General features: G+C 39.6%; 11 protein-coding genes, 2 tRNA genes and 1 pseudogene. 5 read left to right on the forward strand and 9 right to left on the reverse strand.

What is annotated here, in order from left to right:
- Positions 1-2 precede the first annotated feature (2 nt).
- The 6 genes and pseudogenes from Q4534_RS15915 to Q4534_RS15940 form a co-directional block, all read right to left on the reverse strand.
- Positions 3-1,466: a DUF1501 domain-containing protein gene (locus Q4534_RS15915; protein WP_303614135.1), complete on the reverse strand. Its 1,464-nt coding sequence runs from the start codon at positions 1,464-1,466 to the stop codon at positions 3-5.
- Between the two features lie 5 nt (positions 1,467-1,471).
- The gene (locus Q4534_RS15920) at positions 1,472-4,735 is read right to left on the reverse strand and encodes a DUF1553 domain-containing protein (protein WP_303614136.1); all 3,264 of its coding nucleotides are present in this window, start codon (positions 4,733-4,735) and stop codon (positions 1,472-1,474) included.
- A gap of 278 nt (positions 4,736-5,013) precedes the next feature.
- Positions 5,014-6,168: a DUF4221 family protein gene (locus Q4534_RS15925; RefSeq protein ID WP_303614137.1), complete on the reverse strand. Its 1,155-nt coding sequence runs from the start codon at positions 6,166-6,168 to the stop codon at positions 5,014-5,016.
- A gap of 141 nt (positions 6,169-6,309) precedes the next feature.
- Complete coding sequence (locus tag Q4534_RS15930) at positions 6,310-7,467, reverse strand: DUF4221 family protein (RefSeq protein ID WP_303614138.1); 1,158 nt, start codon at positions 7,465-7,467, stop codon at positions 6,310-6,312.
- A 141-nt stretch (positions 7,468-7,608) separates the two neighbouring features.
- A pseudogene (locus tag Q4534_RS15935) lies at positions 7,609-8,766 on the reverse strand (DUF4221 family protein).
- A 102-nt stretch (positions 8,767-8,868) separates the two neighbouring features.
- A complete protein-coding gene (locus Q4534_RS15940; RefSeq protein WP_303614139.1) occupies positions 8,869-10,011 on the reverse strand; it encodes a DUF4221 family protein in 1,143 nt (380 codons plus the stop codon).
- A 266-nt stretch (positions 10,012-10,277) separates the two neighbouring features.
- On the opposite strand from Q4534_RS15940, the gene Q4534_RS15945 reads away from it, so the two are divergent.
- Positions 10,278-11,375: a transporter substrate-binding domain-containing protein gene (locus Q4534_RS15945; RefSeq protein ID WP_303614140.1), complete on the forward strand. Its 1,098-nt coding sequence runs from the start codon at positions 10,278-10,280 to the stop codon at positions 11,373-11,375.
- 88 nt (positions 11,376-11,463) lie between these two features.
- On the opposite strand, the gene Q4534_RS15950 is transcribed toward Q4534_RS15945, so the two are convergent.
- Positions 11,464-12,000 (reverse strand): RNA methyltransferase, encoded by a 537-nt coding sequence (locus tag Q4534_RS15950; protein ID WP_303614141.1) that lies wholly within the window; start codon positions 11,998-12,000, stop codon positions 11,464-11,466.
- A 186-nt stretch (positions 12,001-12,186) separates the two neighbouring features.
- On the opposite strand from Q4534_RS15950, the gene mutS reads away from it, so the two are divergent.
- The 3 genes from mutS (at position 12,187) to Q4534_RS15965 (ending at position 15,172) form a co-directional block, all read left to right on the forward strand.
- Positions 12,187-14,787, forward strand: coding sequence for a DNA mismatch repair protein MutS (mutS, locus tag Q4534_RS15955; protein ID WP_303614142.1), 2,601 nt, complete (start codon positions 12,187-12,189; stop codon positions 14,785-14,787).
- Positions 14,788-14,922: 135 nt separating this feature from the next.
- A tRNA-Gly gene (locus Q4534_RS15960) sits at positions 14,923-14,995 on the forward strand.
- 93 nt (positions 14,996-15,088) lie between these two features.
- Positions 15,089-15,172, forward strand: a tRNA-Leu gene (locus Q4534_RS15965).
- Between the two features lie 85 nt (positions 15,173-15,257).
- On the opposite strand, the gene Q4534_RS15970 is transcribed toward Q4534_RS15965, so the two are convergent.
- Positions 15,258-17,414 carry a transcriptional regulator gene (locus tag Q4534_RS15970; protein WP_303614143.1) on the reverse strand — a complete coding sequence of 719 codons (2,157 nt, stop codon included), beginning with the start codon at positions 17,412-17,414 and terminating at the stop codon, positions 15,258-15,260.
- Between the two features lie 320 nt (positions 17,415-17,734).
- On the opposite strand from Q4534_RS15970, the gene Q4534_RS15975 reads away from it, so the two are divergent.
- Complete coding sequence (locus Q4534_RS15975) at positions 17,735-19,015, forward strand: sensor histidine kinase KdpD (RefSeq protein ID WP_303614144.1); 1,281 nt, start codon at positions 17,735-17,737, stop codon at positions 19,013-19,015.
- Between the two features lie 135 nt (positions 19,016-19,150).
- On the opposite strand, the gene Q4534_RS15980 is transcribed toward Q4534_RS15975, so the two are convergent.
- Positions 19,151-19,534 (reverse strand): hypothetical protein, encoded by a 384-nt coding sequence (locus tag Q4534_RS15980; protein ID WP_303614145.1) that lies wholly within the window; start codon positions 19,532-19,534, stop codon positions 19,151-19,153.
- Between the last annotated feature and the right edge of the window lie 73 nt (positions 19,535-19,607).

Below are 19,607 nucleotides of genomic sequence, written 5' to 3' on the forward strand. Positions count from 1 at the left end.
ATTTATGCTAAGAGTTCATTGACTACCTGTCCGTGGACATCAGTTAGTCTGAATCTTCTGCCTTGATGTTTAAAAGTTAGTTTTTCATGGTCTATACCCAATAGGTGTAGTAAAGTGGCTTGAAAGTCATGAACATGCACCGGGTTTTCGGCTACATTATAACTGAATTCATCGGTTTCTCCATAGACCATTCCTTTTTTTACTCCAGCCCCTGCCATCCACATGGTAAAACAGCCCGGATGATGGTCTCTTCCGTAGTTGTCAGCCGTAAGCCTTCCTTGAGAGAAGCTGGTTCTACCAAACTCGCCACCCCAGACGACCAGTGTGTCCTCCAGCAAACCTCTTTGCTTAAGGTCCTGAATCAAGCCGGCAGTAGCTTGGTCTGTGCTTAAGGCTTGTCTTTTGATGCCACTTGGCAAACTACCATGTTGATCCCAGCCCATATGGTAGAGCTGGATAAATTTAACATCTCGCTCTGCTAGTTTTCTGGCTTGAAGACAATTGGAGGCATAGGTTCCGGGAATTCTAGCGTCCTCTCCATAAAGTTCGTAGATATAATCAGGTTCATTACTGGTATCTACAGCTTCCGGAACGGAATTTTGCATCTTATAAGCCATTTCATATTGGCTGATCTTGGACTGAATTTCCGGATCCTGCCATAAATCAAACTGTTGTTCATTGAGTTTACCTATATGGTCTAGGGCACGGCGCCTGTCATGGTCATGCACTCCGTGGGGATTGTTGAGGTACAAGACCGGGTCTTTTCCTGAGCGAAATTGAATACCTTGATGGTGGGAAGGCAAAAAACCATTGCTCCAAGCATTGGAATTTAATGGTTGAGAACCAGGGCTTTTGGATAGTAAAACCACAAAATTGGGTAAATTCTCATTGTCGCTTCCAAGGCCATAACTCAGCCAAGAGCCGATTGAAGGCCTTCCGCTCAATTGAGAGCCTGTCTGCATAAACATGACGGCAGGTTCATGATTGATGGCTTCAGTGATCATGGACTTGACAATGCAAAGTTCGTCTACTACCTTGGCCGTGTGAGGGAAAATTTCACTTACCCAAGCTCCGGATTGTCCATATTGCTTGAAATCATAAATGGATTTCACCAATGGGAAAGTGGATTGATCTGCCACCATGCCGGAATTTCTTTGCGTGCCCTGAACAGAGGGAGGGATTTCTTTTCCATGCCACTTTTCCAGTGATGGTTTGTAATCAAAAGTTTCAATCTGAGAGGGTCCACCGGATTGAAAAAGATAAATGACTCGCTTTGCTTTGGCCGGAAAATGGGTTCCTGTGTTAAGCCCATGTGGTTTGTAAAGACCGGAACTGTCAGGGCTGTCTGCAAAGCCGTATTGGTTACCCAACAGGCTGGAGAGTGCCATTGCTCCAAACCCCAGTGAAGTTTTTTTCAAAAAGCCACGTCTGGTTTCTCCAAATTTGTTGTTGTTTCTATCTTTCATGGCGATTATCTAATTGTGTACCCGTCTGTAGTATTCATGATGCCATTGATGACTGTTGCCAAAGAAGCGACCCTTACCGGGTCCAGTGTATCGTCTACAGGTTTATTGCCTGTACTTAAGTAAGCCATAGCATCCCCTTTATTTTGAGTAAATCTATCTTCTTCCTCCTGATAAAACTGCTCAATAATCTCTAACTCTTTGGCGTCAGCTTGCCTGCCGGTACTTAACTTAAAGGCCTTGGCAAGTTGCTCTTGGGGTTTGTATTTTTTGATTAATTTTTCTGCTGTCACCCTTGCTGCTTCTACATATTGAGGATCATTTAACAATACCAAAGCTTGTAAGGGTGTGCTTGTTTCTGTCCTTCTTACCTTACATTCTGCCCTGTCACCTACATCAAAAATCATCATGGAAGGTGGGCCGGATGTTCTTTTCCAAATGGTGTAAAGGCTTCTTCTGTAAAGTCCATCTCCGGGCTCCTGTAAGTATTTGTATCTCCAGGATTTGGTACTGATTTCATCCCAAAGGCCTTCCGGCTGATAAGGGTAGGCACTTTCGCTACTCGTATTGTGGACGAGCAAACCGCTTATGGCAAGGGCATTGTCCCGTACCATCTCTGCTGTCATCCTAAAACTCGGCCCTCTCGCCAAAAGCAAATTGTCAGGGTCTTTCTCTAACAGCTCAGGACTGTATTTGGAAGATTGCTGATAAGTGGCAGACATCACGATTAGCTTATGCATTTTCTTAATGTCCCAACCGGATTCCCGAAATTGTACTGCCAGCCAATCCAGCAGTTCAGGATGAGTAGGCATGCTGCCCTGATTCCCAAAATCATCGGAAGTAACTACTAGTCCTTTTCCGAAATGCATTTGCCAGATCCTATTGACAAAAACCCTTGCTGTCAATGGGTTTTTAGGATCGAAAATCCATTTGGTAAGGCCAAGTCGGTTTTTAGGTAATTTTTCATCATACGGAAGTACCGTTTCAGGAATTCCCGGCTCCACCTGCTCTGTAGGTGCATTGTACATCCCTCGATCCAATACAAAGGTTGGTCTGGGTTCTTCAAGATCTCCCATTACCATTATTTCTTTGATGTCGGTAGTGGTTTTAGCCCTTTCTTTCCTTAAATCTTTTAAGGAATTTTTGAGCTGTCTGGCCTGCTCATTGGAAGCATTGAAAAGGTAATCTGCAATTAATTGTCTTGCTTGGGGATCTTTGCTTTTGGAAATTAAAGCGGTGGCTTTTTCCGGGTTGACCTCATAGAGCACTTCCAATGGACTCAATTCCTGATTGTATATCTTCAATTCATCCAGCCCCCCATTCAAAAAGGTCTTCATTTTGTCTCTAACCCCTAGGACAAAACCTCTGAAGCCGTAGGTGTGAATGTCGGGTTTGAATAAAATGGATTTGTAGATATTGTCCGCAGATACTGTGACGGGAACCTTTTCTCCATTGAGGTAGATGCCTATGCCCTCTGCTTTCCCCAGTCCGTCGTAGGTTATGCTGAGGTTGGTCCATTCTTTAACTGGGATTGGGTCAACCGTCTTTACCTGTATGGCATTGTCCGGCCAACTATAAGCGATAATAAAATTGAGTTTGTTTTCCTCTAGAAATAAGGAGTATCCTTTTAATCCCAACCGAATATCTTCACAGTGGGTAAACAATACCGCTTCATTGTAAAGTGTATCCGGAAATACAGACAGGCTTACTGAAAATGGGTCGGTTTGGTCAAACCAGCCAAGTTTTTCCGGTAGACTTAAGGTAGTAAAGTCATTGATGAATACGCCTTTGCCCTTGTGGTCTTCTTTGATCACGGGCTCTTTTATCAGAACCGATCCGGATTGTGTTGGTTTTCCCGGACTTGTGAAGGTGGTTTTTTTGTCCCCCGGTATTATTTTATCAAAATCATAAGCAGCTACAAGTTTTTTAGACAGGTCTTTTTTAACATTTGCTAGAAAGGCAGTAGCATTCGATGCTTGTTGTGCTGTTTTAAGGGCTCCTTTTTTTAAATCTTCCAGATGCCCTTTTTTGGATTTAATTTGGCTGTCTATGTATTCCAGCAGCTTGTCCTGCTCTTCACTGGTCAATAATAATGCAGGTCCCGGGACTTGTCCCGGTCCATATACAGCGGTTCCCAATTCATTGGTGCTATTAAAAAAGGCAGAAAGCTGGTAGAACTCTTTTTGACTTATGGGATCATATTTGTGGTCATGGCACCTGGCGCATTCCATACTCAGACCCATTACGGCTTTTCCTACGGTGGAGGTTCTGTCTGCAACATATTCTGCCCTGTATTCTTCGAAAACGATACCGGCTTCAGAATTCTTTTTATGTAGTCGGTTAAAAGCAGTCGCTAAAATGCTCTCTTGGGTGGGGTCCTCAATAAGATCTCCGGCCAATTGCCAAGTGATGAATTGTTCATAGGACATGTTTTTGTTAAAAGCTCGGATGACCCAGTCCCGGTAAGGGCTAAAATCCCTGTGTTTATCATCTAGGTAACCATCTGAATCTGCATACCGGGCTACATCCATCCAGTCTGCGGCCATTCGCTCACCATAGGCTGCAGAAGCGAGCAGCCTGTCCACTAATTTTTCATAAGCCTTTGGGTCATCACTTTCAACAAATGCCTCTATTTCTTCTAGGGAAGGTGGTAGGCCTGTCAGGTCAAAACTTACCCTACGAATAAGGTTTTCTTTGTTGGCCTTTTCTGAAGGATTTAGATTTTCGCTTTTCAGTTTGGCGGCTACAAAATGATCAATTTCATTATTGGCCCAGTCTTTATTCTCTAGGTCAGGAACGTAAGGTGTTTCAGGAGGGATAAATGACCAATGAGGTTTGTATTTTGCTCCTTGTTCAATCCATTTTGTCAGCGTGGCAATTTCTGCTACACTTAGACTTAAGTTTGATTCAGGTGGAGGCATCAATAACTCCTTGTCTTCGGTTAAGATCCTGCTTACGACTTCACTTTTACCTGGTTTTCCCGGGACGATGGCATAATGACCGGCATTGCTTTTAAGGCTGGCATATGCAAACTCTTCCAAATCTAGCCTTAAATCCGCTTCTTGATTGGCGGCATCAGGCCCATGACAGGCAAAGCATTTGTCAGAAAGAATGGGTTTAACATGGTAATTGAAATCTATGGCCTCCGGCAAGTCTTCATAGGCTTTTTCAATAGCTTCCGGCTTCTCCCAACTACAGCCAATCAGGAGCGGGAAAAGTAAAATTAAAGGAAAGACCTTCTTGTATGTTATGTTGGGTATGACTTGTGTCATTTATTGTAAATTGATAATTTTATATGACAGTTATTTCGCCAAATGTCATTTGCATTCAACGTAATTTAACGGGTAATTTTTGTCAATAGTTAACCTTAAAGTTATTGAATATCTTTAAGAAATAAAATTACAATTATAAGAAGGGAGTAACAAAAAATTTTGTTTCGGTAAATAGAAATGAGTTGGCATGATAACTTGTTAATTCTGGTTTAATGAAAAGGATGCTCGGGATGTTGCTAATAGGTAATGTTTCCTTTACCCCTTTAAAATAAGAGGGCTTACCAATTGATATCAAACCTTACAAAGCCCATTTCATCCTCAATATTTTCAAATAACCATAGTTTGCCATCTTTGGCAAAATGGAATTCCGGCACCCGATTCAATTGGGGGAACTCCCCTTCCTTGATTAGAGTGAGGTCTTTGTCCAATATGCTTAAAAAGGCCTTAACACCACTTGGGGAAGGAAACATCCCTCCCTCCGGTATTTCTGCATTTTCATCAAACTTTGTATGATATGAAATGCGATAATAAACCTGCTTCTTTTCATCCCAATAGGGCTCCCTGAAATTTATATCTTCCTGAATTTTTTGCCGATAAGTTCTAAATTCATCGATATCAGAAGATTCGGCAGGGTAGGTTCCGGATTTTTGATTAGGGGTTAAATCGCTTTTGAAGGATAAGAGTTGTAGGGAATCACTTTTTTGATGCACGACATAAAGTTCATTACTTACATTGGTTCCTAGAATTATATTAGCCCCTTCTTGGATTAAGAATCTGTAAGCACCAAAACCAAAAGCAGATTTTCCATCATTTAAAAAGACCTCAAAGTCACTTGCTTTATCCACGGCAGGAATCGCATGCTTTTCAAAAGTTTGGTGTTCTCTGTCTATTATGGCCAGCGCATTTGTTTTGGATTGGTAATTTGTAATTAATGAAACAAATTTTTTCCCTTCCGGTGAGAAGCTCAATATTTTATAAGCTCTATCAGTCTCTTCCAAAAGCCCTTTTTCCTCACCCATATTGGCCAAATTAAAGCTTTCGAGTTTATTGCCCTGCCAATCGAAAATACCCTCACCGGTAAAAGTCCTGAAAAATATTTGATTGTTGTCAATGAGTGAAAAATCCATTAGATACTCCCCAACCCCATTTGGCCCTTCTTTTTCGAAAGGATATTTTTTTTCAAATTTAAGGGTGTTTAGATTTATTTGTTCGATAGCAAAATCTTGGTTGTTGAAATTATAAAGATATTTTTTATCCTCGCTTAGCGTACTTAGGCCTAATTTGTAAGTGAGGAATAGTATTTCCTGACCCGGATCTACTATAACAGTGTCGCTTGTTATTTCAAAGCCTTGAAGGTCATGATTTGTTTTTTCGTTTGATCCGTTGCATGCAAAAATAAAGGTGAAAAATAGGCAGTAATAGCTGGATTTCATTGGTTTAGGGTTTGTGGATTAAAAAGTTAACTGTTAGCTTTTGGTTTTCCTAAAAGTTTAAAAATAATTTTCGAATAGTATTTTTTAATTTGATTCAATAATAAATTTTCTTGGTGCTGTTACTAAGCACCAATCCGATTACTACCAATTAATATCCAGCCTTACAAAACCCATTTCGTCTTCTATATTTTCAAACAGCCATAGTTTCCCGTCCTTGGCAAAATGAAAAGAAGGATTTTTACTTAATTCAGGCACTTTTTTTTCTACAATTAAATTAAAGTTCTTGTCCAAAACACTTAGGTAAACCGTTGCTCCGATGGGAATGGGGAAAACATGATTTTCATTTTGGTCAAAATTATCCTCAAATCCTAATTGATAGGATAAACGATAGTAGACCTGCTTTTTCTCATCCCAAACAGGTTCTTTAAAATTGATGTCTTCCTCAATCTTACGTTTGAATAGTGCTAATTCTGCAAGTGTCCCAACTTCAGAAGGGTAAGTCCCTTTTTTTTCATTAGGAGTGAGCTGACTATTGAAAGTTAGATGCCTTAACGTGTCAGAACCTTTGTCCAAGACGTAGACTTCACTACTTACACTAGTCCCTAACAGAATTTTGCCTCCTCCTTCTTTCAGGTAACGGGTTGAGACTATACCAGACCCTCCACCATTTTCTTTGAAAGTCACTTCATATTTTTTAGCTTTTTCTATGGTGGGAACAGCTAACCTTCTAAATGTTTCATCGTCAAGGTTTATCAGTGCAAGAGCGTTTGTTTTTTCTTCATAATTAAAAATTAAAGAAGCAAATTGATTGCCCTCTGGGGATATGCTAACAGTTATAAAGGGCCATTCTCCATCCTCCAGTTGGTTTGACACCTTTCCTAAATTGATTATGTTAGTACTTTTAATTTTTTGAGCCTGCCAATTAAATATACTTATTTTTTGAGATGTGCAAAATAATAATTGCTCATCGTTTATGAGTGAAAAACCCAATATGTAACCGTCAACGCCATTTGGACCTTCCTTTTCGAAAATAAATTTTTTCTCAAATGACAGGGTGTTGAGATTGATTTGTTCAATGGAATTTTTTCGAGGGTCTAAGTTAAATAAATAGTTTTTATTATCACTCAGTGCACTTAACGCCAATCCCAATTTAAGGAATAAAATTTCATCGCCGGGATCTATCATTACAGTGTCTAAGGATATTTCTAGGGAAGGTAGTGGATCACTGACACTGGTGGATTTTGAATGGTTACACGCAAAAAAAATAAATAAAGTGATGCAGTAAAAGCTGGATTTCATTGGTTTAGGTTTTGTGAACTAAAAAGGTAGCTTATAGTTTTTAGTTTTCCTAAAGATTTAGGAATAACTTTTCTACAGTACTTTTCAATTTGGTTCAATAGTAAATTTTCCTTGCCTTGTTACTAAGCGCCAATCCGTTTGCTACCAATTAATGTCCAACCTTACAAAACCCATTTCATCCTCAATATTTTCAAATAGCCATAGTTTACCGTCTTTGGCAAAATGGAAGGAGGGGGTGCGATCCAATTGAGGAACAGCTCCTTCTGCCACCAAATTAAAATCCTTATCCAAGACGCTTAGATAAACTGTTGCTCCAACAGGCTTTGGAAAGAGTCGTTTCTCTTTTGGTATGTTATTTTCATCAAAAATATATTGAAAAGAAAATCGATAGTAGACCTTTCTTTTATCATCCCAAACAGGTGCCTTGTAACTGATGTCTTTCTGTATTTTTAGAGCATAGGTTATAAACTAATTCTTACTTGAAACTTCGGGTGGATAAGTGCCTGACTTTTCATTAGGAATAAGCCTGCTATTAAAAGTTATATGTTTTAGCGAGTCTGCGTCTTTGTCTAATACGTAAAGTTCACTACTTGCTTCGGTTCCCAGTATTACTTTTCCTTGCTCAATGTTTAAATAACGTTGAGGACCAACAATGGCAACTGTCCTCTCTTCTACCAATGCAACATCAAAATTTTTGGCTTTCTCAATGACTGGAATTGGGAGTTCTTTAATTGTATTATTGGCTGGTTCTATTAAAATAAAAGAACGTTTTTTATCTTCAAAATTGTGAATTAGAGAAGCAAATTTACTACCATCTGAAGCTATACTAACCGTTTTATAGGGCCTGTCACCTTCTTTTAACTGACCTAAACTAATTCCTATTTCTTTAATACCAAAGCTTTCTATTTTTTCTCCTTGCCAGTTAAAAACACCATCGTTATAAAAAGTGCTAATAAAAAGCTTGTCTTCATTAATAAGTGAAAATGTCTGTATACTATGGCCAACTTCATTCGGGCCTTCCTTTTCTAAGCGGTACTTTTTTTCAAATGCTAAGGTATTTAGGTTGATTTGTTCAATGGTATATTCCTTGGAGTTGATGTTATATAGGTATTTTTTATCCTCACTTAGAGCACTTAAGCTCAAATTGCTATTAAGGAATAGGAATTCTTGACCCGGATCTATTACGACGGTGTCTAAGGATATTTCTAAGGAAGGTAGTGGATCACTGTCACTGGTGGATTTTGATTGGTTACACGCAAAAAAAATAAATAAAGTGATGCAGTAAAAGCTGGATTTCATTGGCTTAAAGTTTGGGAATAAAATTTAGTGGATAGTTTTTAGGTTTCCTAAGAAATTAGGGGATATTTAAAAATGGTATTTATTATTTGAAGTAAAAATTGATCACCAATTAATTTCTAACCTTACAAAACCCATTTCATCCTCAATATTTTCAAATAGCCATAGTTTGCCATCTTTGGCAAAATAAATTTTTGGAGAGGTATCAATTGTTTGGAAATGGTCTTCTGCGATTAAGTTGAGGTCCTTGTCCAATACACTTATATAACATTCAGAGCTGGTGGGAAGGAATGGCAGTTCTTCTGCTTTATTTTTATCAAATTTTGACCGAAAAGACATACGATAATATACCTGTTTTTTTTCATCCCAAACAGGTTCCATAAAGTTAATGTCTTCTGCTATTTTTTGAAAGTAGCTATCAAATTGAGACTGATCTCCAACTTCAGAAGGGTAAGTGCCACTTTTTTCATTTGGGTTCGGTTGGCTGTTGAAGGTGATGTGGCTGAGGGAGTCATTTGTTTCGTCCAGCACATAAAGTTCATTACTTACGTTGGTTCCCAATAATACTTTTCCTCCCTCTTTTATTAAATAACGACGGGCACTTAGAGTGCTACCCATTCCACCCTCATTGGATGATATTTCAAAATTTCTGGCTTTATCAATGGCTGGGACTGGAAATTTCTTAAAGGTTCTGTCTTCAATGTTTATTATTGCAAAAGACATGTCCTTTTTTTCATGATCGGAGATCAAAGAGGCAAATTGCTTACCGTCCGAGGCTATACTTATCGTTTTATGAACCTCATACCCTTCCTCCAGCTGTTCTGATTCTTTGCCTATTTCAGTGATGTTAAAACTTTCGAGCTTTTCCGCTTGCCAGTTGAATACATGTTCATTCGTACTATTGTTTATGTGTAGCTTGTCCTCACCAATTAAAGAAATTGCCCAGATAGCTTCGGTGCCATTTGGTCCCTCTCTTTCGAAGTGGTGTTTTTTTTCCAGGGTTAGTTTATTGAGATTGATTTGCTCAATACTGCGTTTCAGGGGATCAACATTGTAAAGGTATTTCTTATCCTCACTTATTGCATTTACCCTAACTCTCCTTTTGAGGTATAAAATTTCCTCACCTGGATCTATCACGACAGTGTCCATGGTGATTTCCAAGGAGAGTAGTTCATGATCTTCTCCTGTTTTTGGGCTACTACAAGCGAGAATTAAGCAAAAAACAAAAAAATAAGCGCTGAATTTCATTTGGTCATCAATTTAGACTAAAAATTTAGCTGATAAATTTAAGCTTTCCTAGAAATTGAAAGACAACTTTAGTTTTAATACAGACCAAGACTAATTACTTCTAAATTTTTTTAAGGGTGTTTTTCCTGACTTGGAAAAGGTTTTTATTTTGAGAGAAAAGTTCTGTACCTTATTTAAGGGTTCTCCATTTATATTGGAAGCTGTTTAGAATCAATTTATTAATTAATTTCAATAAATTGGGTAGTCCTTAAATAAAACATACGCACATGTTTCAGAAATGTCAAAGCCCAATTCTATTTTTCTTTATACTAGGTTTATTTCTCCTAACGACTAACCTTCAAGCCCGTCAATTGCGCTTAGACATTGATACTTTGCTTGTGGGGGTGGCAGGAAGTGAACCGTTTGTGTATGGTGAAGGTCAAGAAGTCAGTGGTATTTCTGTTGAAATTTGGGAAGAATTGGCGGCCAAACAAGGGTGGAATTATTATTTTAAGTCTTATACTACTGTAGATGACGCTTTGCATTCCTTGGAAGAAGGGGCATTGGATTTGGTAATTGGGCCTATCAGTATTACTTCTAGAAGGGTGGAGGACTTTAGGTTTTCCCAGCCTTTTTATAATTCAAGTTTGGCCATCGTTTCTCGTTCTGAAAAGCAAGGATATTGGGACAAGATCAAGCCATTTTTTAGTATGAAATTATTGATTGCGGTAATTGTCTTTTTATTTATTCTCGCCATCGTAGGTACCATGTTGTGGTTGGCAGAGAGAAAGCATTCCAAAGACCAATTTCCAAATGATCCAATAGATGGGATAGGGAACGGGATGTGGCTTGCCATCGTCACCATGAGTACCACCGGATATGGTGACAAAGCACCGATTACGCTCACGGGTCGCATTATCGCAGGCAGTTGGATGATTATCTCTATTATTTTTGCGACCTCCATGGTCGCCGGTATTGCCAGTACCCTAACTTTATCTTCTTTGGGCAAATCTCCCGTTTCCAATATAGAACAATTGGTAAATAAAAATGTGGCGACCATTACCAATTCTCCTTCTCAGGTATTTTTGGAGGAGCACTATGCCAAACCTGTGGAGGTATATACTTTGGCAGAAGCCATGTCCATGTTAAACAAAAAGGAGGTGGCTGCTGTGGTTTATGATAGACCACAGCTTTTGTATTACCTCAAAAAGCACGGGGATGAGGATTTATTTATGGCCAAGGCGGAGTATTATAAGCAAGGCTATGGCTTTGCTTTTCCACTCGAGAGTAACCTGGTTTATGAGGTCAACAGAGCATTGCTTGAATTGGCGGAAGACCAGGATACGGATAAGATAATAGATAGGTACCTGAGACGAGAAGAGTAATTGAAGAAGTTAATCCAATTTAAATGCAATTGAGTTTATTGCTATTTATTGAAACTTGACCTTCAACTTTGCTCTAATTACCCTTCTTTTATTTAACCCCATAGGTTTTGCTTACCATATCCCAGAGGGTAATGCCAATGCTTACTGAGATGTTTAAAGAATGTTTGGTTCCAAATTGAGGGATTTCCAATACCTGATCTGCAGCCAGTACAACATCTTCTTCCACGCCAAACACTTCATTTCCAAATACAAAGGCATAAGGTTTTCCAGGTTTTGGCACAAATTCATTGAGTGGTGTACTGTGCGAGGCTTGTTCTAGCACACAGATTTCGTAGCCTTCTTTTTTTAAAAGCTTGATTGCGTCTAAGGTGTTTTCGTGATGTTCCCAGTCTACTGACTCAGTAGCACCAAGGGCCGTTTTTTGTATTTCTCTATGTGGTGGTTTTCCTGTAATGCCACATAGAAAGATTTTTTTCACCAGAAAAGCATCAGAGGTTCTGAAGGCTGAACCTACATTGTTTAGGCTTCGAACATTGTCAAGAACCAGGGCAATTGGGTTTTTTTCGATTTCTTTGTAATCCTCAACAGAGAGTCGGTTGAGTTCTTCCATGCTGAGTTTTTTCATCGAGATATAAATTAAAAATTTAAAATGCTGATTTAGTGAATGGTAGGGCTTTCAAAGCCCAAAGGACCTCAAATTTACTTAATTCCAGACAAAAAAAACAAGAGAGACTAGGGCCTAGTATTAGATTTAGGTTTTGTTTCCCTTACATTCTTAATTAAATTCATGTCCTGAAACAGAAAAAAGACCATGGGCAAGACGAAAGCCAAGGAAACCCCTTTAATGAAACAGTACAATGCCATCAAGGCAAAGCATCCCGGAGCCATTTTGCTTTTTCGGGTAGGGGATTTTTATGAAACCTTTGGAGAAGATGCAGTTAAGGCAAGCAAGATTCTTGATATAGTCCTGACCAAAAGGGCCAATGGCTCTGCTTCTCATATAGAGTTGGCAGGGTTTCCACACCATTCTCTGGATACCTACCTTCCCAAGTTGATTAGGGCAGGAAATAGAGTGGCAATCTGCGACCAGCTGGAAGATCCTAAAGAGGTAAAGGGTATAGTGAAACGAGGTGTGACTGAATTGGTTACTCCTGGTTTGGCCTATAATGACAATGTGCTTGACAAGCGCAGAAATAATTTTTTAGCCAGTATTCAATTTGGGAAGGACCGGTTAGGGATTGCATTTTTAGATCTCTCTACCGGGGAATTTATGTGTGCCGAAGGGCATCAATCCTATATAGAAAAACTTTTACAGAGTTTTAATCCTTCTGAGGTTATCTATTCCAAGGCTGCTAAGGGACCTGCCGGAGCTTTGTTAAAAAATGATTTTCATACTTTTCATTGCGAGGATTGGGTTTTTCAACCTGCGTATACTTATGAAAAACTCACCAATCACTTTGAAACCAACAACCTTAAAGGATTTGGAGTGGAAAAAATGGAGCTGGGCATTACTGCGGCGGGTGCTATTCTGTATTATTTGGAAGAAACGGAACACAAGCAGGTCAAACATATTGTTTCCATCTCCCGGATTGCTGAAGAGAAATATGTGTGGTTGGATAAATTTACCATTAGGAATTTAGAACTGGTATACCCTCAACAGGAAGGTGGCGTGCCTCTTATCCAGATTTTGGACCGCACCCAAACACCCATGGGGAGCCGGATGATGAAAAAGTGGTTGGTATTACCACTAAAAGAGAAAGCATTGATTGTAGAAAGACAAAAATCAGTACGCTTTTTCTATGAGAATTCAGAGCTAAGGGAAGAGCTTTTTTCCCACCTCAAGCATGTTGGTGACCTGGAGCGTTTGATTTCCAAGGTGGCTGTGGGAAGGATCAATCCGCGGGAAATGAACCACTTAAAGAAAGCACTAAAGTGTACCCTGCCAATTAAGGAATTGATGGCTACCCAGCAACATGGGGCTTTGAAAAAACTAGCAGATCAATTGAATACCTGTTCTTATTTGCTGGAGAAAATTGAGAAGGAATTGATGGAAGATGCCCCTATGCTTACTCATCAGGGAGGTATTATTAAAAATGGGGTGGATCCGGATCTTGACGAGTACCGGAAGTTGGCCAATTCAGGAAAGGATTACCTTGTTCAAATCCAGCAGAGAGAGGTACAGCGTACAGGGATTACCTCCTTGAAGGTAGCCTTCAATAAGGTTTTTGGCTATTATTTGGAGGTAAGCAATACGCATAAAGACAAGGTGCCACCGGAATGGATACGGAAGCAAACCTTGGTGAATGCAGAGCGATACATCACCGAAGAGTTGAAGGAGTATGAAGAGAAAATACTACATGCTGAAGAAAGGCTGATTGCTTTGGAGCAAAAATATTTTCAACTTTTGGTGCAGGATGCAGGGGATTATGTAGAACAAATTCAGCAGAATGCAAGGGTCTTGGCTACTTTAGACTGCCTTTTAAGTTTTGCGGAGGTGGCCTCGGAAAACAATTATTGTGCGCCAAAAATCGCCGACTCAGATGCCATTGAAATTAAGGATGGCCGACATCCTGTCATTGAAAAACAGCTGGCCATAGGCGAAGATTATGTGCCTAATGATATATACCTGGACAATTCCAGTCAGCAGGTAATCATTATTACCGGCCCCAATATGGCGGGTAAATCAGCCCTGCTTCGACAAACTGCACTGATTGTGCTTATGGCCCAGATGGGGAGTTTTGTTCCGGCTTCATTTGCTCGGGTGGGTATAGTTGATAAGGTTTTTACCAGAGTCGGTGCCTCGGACAACCTTTCAAAAGGAGAATCTACTTTTATGGTGGAAATGACTGAAACCGCCAGTATTTTGAATAATCTTTCTGATAGGAGTCTGGTTCTTATGGATGAAATCGGAAGAGGTACATCCACCTATGATGGGATTTCCATTGCCTGGTCCATTGTAGAATTTCTGCACAACCATCCCAAATGCAAGGCCAAAACATTATTTGCTACCCACTACCATGAGCTGAATCAGCTGGCCAGCGATTTCCCAAAAGTGAAAAATTTCAATGTGGCTGTAAAAGAGTTGGGCAATAAGGTGGTATTTATGCGGAAGTTGCAAAAAGGGGGAAGTGAGCATAGCTTTGGTATTCATGTAGCCCAAATGGCCGGGATGCCCAATCCCGTGGTTTTACGCGCTGCAGAAATCATGAAGTTTCTGGAGAAGGACAAGCAGCTTCAGCAGCACAAAGACAATATCAAAGATATACCCAAGAACAATTACCAATTAAGTATGTTTGAACTGGATCCGAAATTCAAAGAAGCGAAGGAATTATTGGAGGCATTGGACATCAATACCATTTCTCCGGTGGAGGCTTTGCTTAAATTAAATGAGGTTAAAAAGATGCTGGAATAATTTATAGGCTTTATTGTCAGGGGAGTAGCAATAAGTTGAGAAAAATTTCTTTCGGAATATTGGACTTTAAAAATTAAGGCGTAAATTTGCATTCACAATCGCGGAAATAAACGTTTTTCTGTGTGAAATTAACAAGCGAAAGTAGCTCAGCTGGTAGAGCACGACCTTGCCAAGGTCGGGGTCGCGAGTTCGAATCTCGTCTTTCGCTCATATAAAGCCCTTGAAGAAGGGCTTTATTATTTAGATGGCAATTATAGTGGAAATGGTTTTTCCTTTTTCTATATTAGTTGTCGCTAATGTTGCCGGGATGGTGGAACTGGTAGACACGCAAGACTTAAAATCTTGTGACCTCACGGTCGTGCGGGTTCGATTCCCGCTCCTGGTACACCGTTTATGCTGTTAGGCAAACACAAAAAAAGCCGCTTAAATTTATTTTAAGCGGCTTTTCTTTTAGGTGGTTTTTAGTTTTTTTACTCCCAATATCCATAATACCTCCCCATCCAATAGGCAACGAGGTAATAGGTGCCACTTACTTCAGTTTTTCCTCCTCCGCTAATTTTCAATTGTTTTGGATTGGTGTTCCACCTAAAGGTGTTGCCTTCCGGTGAAGGGATGGCGGTGTAAGCTTGTGGGCTTCTCCCTCTGCCTGGAAACTCATCTATCCTGAGGTCCCAGCGATGGCTGTTATCGATAGACCAGGTAATCATGTCCAAAGGGAAAGTTTGGATTTCACGCAATGCGATATTCAAATCCTTGTCTTCTTTTAATAAGGCGCTGGCAAAAACGTTCCAAACAGGCATATTATCTGATTGTACTGCTTTCCAAGATCTTTGGAGGCTTTGTAGGTAGAGTGGGTAATTGGGATCTTCTTTGGGTGTGTATTTTAATAAATTATAATAAGGAAAGAAATTTAATATGTCATCAGAATGACTGATATCAAAAGGATCTGTCATCTTGGCCTGTATGGCATTTTGTGCATAGCCTTCTTTTTCTATCAAATGCTGGTAAATCTTCTTGTATTTTGCCTTTCCTGTAAAATGATAGGCTGTTTGCAGAGAGGAAAGGATTTGTAGGGAGTTCAACCCTTTTTCGTAATACCAATTGGAAGATCTGTTCAGGGAGTCAGGAGTCCAAATGGCCCATCTGGTAGGTTTTCCATCGTAATCGATTAATTGTAGGTCATTGTCTATAATATGGCTAACAATTCTGTCGATCAAGTCTACTACCTTCTTTTTGTCCGCCTCATCAGCTACCAGATCATGGTAGAGTGCCATGGAAAGTAGATGTCCTACAATTTCGTCTGAGCTAGTGTCGTCGAGCCATTGCCACTCTCCATCAGGTGAAGGGTGCCAGTTTTTAGGATGTGGAGACCTGGAAGGGGCCAAAAGATCTTCAGATCTTACATAAGACCTTGCGGGATACCCCGGTATTCCTGTAACGGTTTCCAGTCTTTCAAGGGCTTCAAAGGTACGTTTTGCCTTGGCTTTTGCATCATCGCTTTTGGTTACACTATACCTGAAAGATTCAGCAATGAGATAGCAGGAAGTCCAAAGGCCATCGTTGTCTTGGTTTTCTAGAAAGCTGCTGTTAATGTCGCCGGGGATGGCTAGTTTAGACCTGTTGACAATGCCTATCCTGTTATGTCTTTTTTCGATGATGTCTTCGATGTCATTGGCCTTTTCTTCCAGGGTCATGGCTTTTAATCCGATTTCGGAGATGCCATTGGGTGTTGCCACCCATACTTTACCCGGTTCAATGGCTAGTATGTCATTGATCTGATCATCAGCCAACCACCTTTTGCTGGTATAATACCTCCAGTTTTTACCCTTGCGAATCAGGCCTTTTGCAGTACCTATCCATAACAAGCTGTCTGTTTCAAGAATTGTTGTAGCCGGGCCGTAGGGCAGTCCATCAGCACCTCTTTTGAGCCAGTGGTTACCGTCTGAGGCAAGAGCGGCAATTGCTTTTGGGGAGCTAAACAAAATATCTTTGTCATTCAATCCCGTGGTTACTGTTAGGTATTGGCTGTCATGACCAAGCGCCAAGCCTATTTTGTCGATGTCCAGCCATTCACCTGACTTTTTCTGCCAGAGCCCTTTATCTGAAGCAATCCAAACGGTGCCTTCGCTATCCTGTGTGATCGCATTGATCTTTATTTCGGGGAAGGAAAGGTCTTTTTCCCAAGAGCCATTCCATAGGTATAGACCGTGGGTAGTGCCTGCAAGCAAAGAGTTGTTGTCTGTCCAAATCGTGGCAGTAATGGCCTGTCGTCCATTAGTACGTGGAGGATTTGGGATTCTTTCCCCTTTTTCAGACCAAATCGTCTTGTCGTTGTTCATCCATACGGTTTGTGATTTGTCTGTGCTGGCATTGATTATTCCAGAAACAAAAGGTCTTCCAGTCCATTTTCCGTTTTGGTAATAAAATATGCCATGGGAGGTGATTGCTTTGACGCGGTCTTGATTTTTAAACAATTTGACTACATCCAGTCCTGCATGTGGAGGCAATGCAATGGATTGGCTAACTTCCTGATAGTATTCTCCTGAATGAAGTTTTTGAGAATAGGTAGTGTAGGTACCCGAAAATTGGATGAATAACTGTAAAATGAGTAATTTTAATATTTTCATTTTAGGGGTTTCTATTTTATTGAAGTGAGAGGTGATAAGGTGGGGGTTGCTTTTTATGCCAAATAGTTAAACTCTTGATATACTACTGATCAGGCCAAAAATTAGGCTATTTTTATTATTTAATAAAAGGTCTTAGTTTTGTTAAATAAATAAGTTGTTAAAGTCTATTTTTGTTGATTTTACCGTAAATTGTATTAATTATGAAAGTAGCTTTCTTGATGTGAATTGTCTTTTTCATAATTTACTACTCTGTCATTAATAGTGTCTTTGTATTTTTTATAGAATATTAAAAATATAGGTGTGCGTGTAATTATCTTTTTATGACTAATCCACTGAATATAGCCACAACTGAATCCTTATGGGAAGAAAAGCAACTGCTATTGCTTAAGGAAGGGGCGACCAAGACCGTTTTGATAGGGCTTTTTTCTTATTGTCTATTAGGAACCTTAACCTTAAGGTATTACAACACCGAAATGCTGTTGTCTCCATATATTTTCATTAGTATAATTACTCCTTTAATTCTTCTTGCCTCTTGGTTTGCTGCTAATAAGATGAAAAATTCATTTATTTTAGCTTACGGCAATTCAGTTGGGTTAATTTCATGTAATGCAGTGATTTCAGCCCTAACCTTGAGTGAAAGATCCTTAGGTCCATTGATTCTTTCAAATATTCCTATTTTCATCATTCCTGCATTGCTACTAGTTTGGAAGAGTAAGCACATGTTGATTTTACTGATTTATGGTTTGTTGGTGAATTTTGTACTCTTTGAGTTATTCAGTCCTTTTTCAGCAAATGATATACTTCGTTGGTGGCCGATAGCATTAGCGATTTGTATTAGTGCTTATTTTTTGGTAGAAAATAAGTATAAGGGGGCTAAAGGTTATTTTGTGCTCAATCAGAACTTAAAAAACAAGCAAAAAGAATTGGAAGCTGAAATTGACACAAAGAACAAGCTTTTTTCAATTATTGCACATGACCTGCGTAGCCCTATAGGTAATCTTTATACTTTGCTGGAATTGGCCAGTGAATTCAGTGTGCAAGGAGATAAGGAAAATCTTGACACTTTTCTGAAGGTGGCCAAAGCCTCCTCTAAAAGTTCTTTTGAGTTATTGGATAACCTATTAAAATGGGCTCAAGCCCAGTTGAATGCGATAAAGGTGGAGCTTTTAGAGGTGAACCTGCTTGAAAAAGCAGAGAAGGTTATTGGGATTTATGCCAACCAAATAAGTGAGAAGCAATTGGAAGTGAAAACTCAAATCAAAAAAGAGGATGTGGTTTTGGCGGACAAGCCGGTATTGCAGACGGTTATTCGGAATATCATGTCCAATGCCATTAAATTTTCACCTGAAAAAGGGGTGATTGTGATCCATTATGAAGATAAGGTTTTGAGTATAAGGGACCAAGGGGAAGGAATGACTAAGGAAAAGGCTTCAGCCTTGTTGTCCGGTAACTTCAATAATAGTTCGAGGGGAACCAATGGGGAGCAAGGCACCGGTTTGGGGCTTTCCTTGGCCAATGACCTGATGCGAAAAATGGGAGGGGAAATCAGGGTGGAAAGTAGACCAAATGAAGGAGCTTCTTTTCAATTGGTTTTTAAGTAAAAGCAATAGGCTTTGCTAAAAAGTATAGTCAAGGAGGTTTTGATGTAGGATTTCCCTCAATTAGGGACTGGCTTCTGCTGGAAAGGGTATTTTTTTTTGAATAGCCTCGCGTGTTGGATTTAGTTTTTTCTTGTCTTAGGTGAAAGTAATATTGTCAAAAATATGCAACTCAATTGTGTTGCCATTGTCAATGAAATAGCAATCTGCTAAGTTTTCTACAGGGAGTTTATTTATTATTTGCTTGCCGAAGTGTCCTAGCTTTCCTCTTCCGTGGTTGTGGTATGGAGGGTTAAAATAAAATTTAAACGAATAATTGGTTATTTCTTTTTTTACTAACTCGTCTGGCATAACCCGATGGATTTTGAAATAATTTGCCAAGTGGGACCAAATTTTTTTTTGAGCTGATTCCTCCAATAAGGGAGGTAAAAATAACCTCCGGGCTATTTTTTCACCATTAGGATCTGTTGATCCAAAAGGGTGATGATAAATGTCTAATAGATCTGCAGTAACCAATTTCATATTATAAATGGGTTTGAATTTATGGTTAAAATTGTTTTACTCCATAAGACGCTTTAGTTCTGGAATAACTTAC

It is taken from the genome of Cyclobacterium sp. 1_MG-2023, from assembly GCF_030546805.1.
Classification (GTDB): domain Bacteria; phylum Bacteroidota; class Bacteroidia; order Cytophagales; family Cyclobacteriaceae; genus Cyclobacterium.